This window comes from Psychrobacter sp. 5A.1 (genome assembly GCF_030407455.1).
GTDB lineage: Bacteria > Pseudomonadota > Gammaproteobacteria > Pseudomonadales > Moraxellaceae > Psychrobacter.
The window spans coordinates 1-3,101 of sequence record NZ_JASDDJ010000112.1 but is presented as its reverse complement, the minus strand read 5'-3'; the positions used below and the strand labels follow the sequence as shown (position 1 = coordinate 3,101).

2 protein-coding genes are annotated in these 3,101 nt (G+C 41.0%); both read right to left on the bottom strand.

The annotated features are described in order from the left end of the window. Nucleotides 1-31 precede the first annotated feature (31 nt). Nucleotides 32-1,912 carry a TonB-dependent receptor gene (locus QL982_RS14205; protein ID WP_290190424.1) on the bottom strand — a complete coding sequence of 627 codons (1,881 nt, stop codon included), beginning with the start codon at nucleotides 1,910-1,912 and terminating at the stop codon, nucleotides 32-34. A gap of 277 nt (nucleotides 1,913-2,189) precedes the next feature. Next, a complete protein-coding gene (locus tag QL982_RS14200; protein ID WP_290165879.1) occupies nucleotides 2,190-2,777 on the bottom strand; it encodes a hypothetical protein in 588 nt (195 codons plus the stop codon). Between the last annotated feature and the right edge of the window lie 324 nt (nucleotides 2,778-3,101).

The window sequence follows — 3,101 nt, the reverse complement described above, 5'->3', positions numbered from 1 at the left end:
GTGGTTTGATTATTATCGTCAGGCTGCGTAACTAAAATCTCCCAAGTTTATGTATACGGATTTGACGGCAGGGGTCATTATTGGCTAAGTCACGATCTGCGGTGATATCGATGCCATATATTCTAGCGTCTTGATTGGTATAACGTAGCACGTTGTATCGATCTACTGTTTGGGTAGCTGCAGGTGCGTTCGTAGCTGAGTCCCACTGTACAGCATCGACATAGTCGTCGATTTTTGAATAGTAAGGAGTAGCTTTGATGTTCCAACTATTATTAACAGCATGCCAATCAAAAGTTGCCGATAAAGTATTGGATTTTTCTGGTTGCAGGCTTGGATCACCAAAATAGCCATTACCATCACCCACAGTATTGTTCATGATAGCCGCCATTGGCCATGTTGACCATGTATATCGCTCATAAAGACTTGGGGTACGCTCTTTATGGGCAACGCCTAGCTCTATTGAACGTTGTTCATCTATATCATAATGGGCTATCACGGTTGCATCAATATTATTGTCAGTGGTGCTTCGATCACTAGCGTTGAAGTTAGCGCTATCACGAGTTTGATTAGCCATCATGTTATAGCCAATGACTTCATCAGCGCTAGTACGTACGTTTTCGTAACGAGCACCAATTTGAGTGGTCCATTTCGGCGTGACTTGCTTTTCCCATTCGCCATAGACGCCAATACGTTGGCGCTGACCATTATTGATATTTTGGAACTCATTTGGTGACATCTTCTCAGTACCAGAAGCTGGCCATAAGTCGTTGAGCGTATAATCTTGATATTCAGCACCTACGGTCACTGTGCCTTGGTTAGTCAAATCAATAGTACCTTTAATATTAGCACCAATAGTTTCGCTATCAGTATACATTGGCATGCCATTGGCGTCACTATAAAAGAACTGTTTATCATCACCAAAGTTCATGTAATGATCAACGTCTTCATGATAAGCCTGTGCTTCTAACTGCCCCCAACCCAACTCACCTTTGTAACGTAAGTTGATTCTATCGAGCTGATTGTCAAGCATATCCATACGCTGGTTTGGGTATAGCTCTTCTGGTACACGCTGCGATAAATAAGTGCCTTGTAGTAAATAGTCACCGTTTTTATAAGCAAGATCTAGCGATTGGTTTTTGCTTTCAAAAGCGGTAGATCCGACTTCATCTTTGGGTAGTTGTTTATCACCATTACCTGTTGCTGTGTAAGACTTAAAGTCGCCACCAGCAGTATAATTATCAGACTGAGCATAGCTACCTTTATAAGTCAAGCTAAAAGTATCATCCGCTAGCGTCGTTGAAAGGTTGGCACCGTAGCCATTACCATTGCTGCGATAAAACGCTCCAACTTCACCTGAGCTTACCAAAGTGCTGTCCGCAGAAAATACTGGCTCTGCAGTTTCAACAACGATAGTGCCGCCGATACTATTACCGCCAACACTCACTGGTGTGACGCCAGCATAGACAGTAGCGTCTGCCACTGCGCTAGGTGCGATATAAGATAGCGGTGAATTCATGCTATTTGGACAAGAAGCAATTGAGTCCACACCGTCTACCAAAATACGTAAACGGTTGTCGGCCAAACCTCTAACAACAGGTAAGCTTGAGATACCGCCAGCACTCTGTACATTGATACCAGGGATTTTGGTCAATATGGTAGCGGTATCACTGGTCGCAACTTGTTTGCTATTTATATCATTGCGATCGAGCGTTGCAGCTGTGCCTAGAATATTGGTACTTGCTACGGGGGCATAAACGGTGATTGTCGGTAAGGTTGCAGTTGGAAGCGCTTCGCTATGACCATAACTATTTATGTTGGCAGTGTCAGCATAGGCGCTACTGATTTGAAATAAAGCTATAGATAAAACACTGAGTTTTAAGGTAGGTACAGCATTCATTGGTGAAATTAACATCTTACTTTCCTAGAAATTCTTAAACGTTTTAAACGTCTTTTATAAAATCGGTTATTCAGTTTTTTGTCCCAAGATGCCATTTAGGCCAAGTAATTGTGGGTTTAGACTAGGTGCTTACTGAGCATGTTCCGATATAAATAGACGGTATTTTCAGCACAATATTGTGAGTGCAGTATTTTGAGTGCAGTGTTTTAGGCAAACGCATACAAACGCGTCAATCAAAGCTTCAAATAAGCTCATTGATTGATAGCAACTACCTGCCTTTAAATATCACTGATTATATGAGTATAGATTGTGGAGGAGCGCGTGTAAGAGGTTGTAAGAAATTACTAGGATAGTAGGCATTTGAGCGATACAAAAGCGTAACTAAGACAGTAGACAGCTCTATCAAAGCTGAATCAGTATGTGTAAAAGCGACTGGTAATAGTGCTGCAGACATGGCAGTGCAAAAGTCGCAGCCATTGTATTTTACGGAGTCAGGGTCAGAGCTTCTAACCTTATCTTCGGTATATAAGACTTCCTGTGAAGGTGCGGCGACAACCGTTACGACTGGCTTAACAGTCGCAGGCGATGCTAAAGATAAGGATGCATTATGATGAGGTAAATGACGAGCGGCACTATCAATGGGTATGTTGTGATTCGTTTGAGTAATATTAGCCTGTATTTTCTCATACTGCTTAGCTGCCGATACAATCGGTGCAAGCTCAGCACAGATACCATGACCTAAGTGGGTATTGTCATCCCATAGAGGTGTCAGCAATAGAGAGATGTGCATGATCCAAGCAAAACATGCAACCACCGTGCCCAACCACATTGTTACGGGTGATGAATATCGTAAAACAAGCTTGCGATGCTTAGTAGACATGATAGGGTCATCTTATTACCCAGCTGTTAATCATGCATAGGTAATATTAGTAACATTTATAGTTAGGGAGGCTTGATATTTTGAAAAATCAGTTTGAAGCATTCAAGAAAAGATACTTAACAAAATATACATGACCGCAAGTAATGCCATTCTAAGGTAATGGGTATTCTTTTTACAAGCTTTATTTAAGCAAGTAGATATCATTTTTTACGGTAAAATCCTTAAATATTAATTAAGCAGCTTAATTGTAAATAATAGAGTGCAGTAGTTTACCTCTAAACCCTTAATATTATTAAGGATATTTATCAAAGAGATGTAAATGTT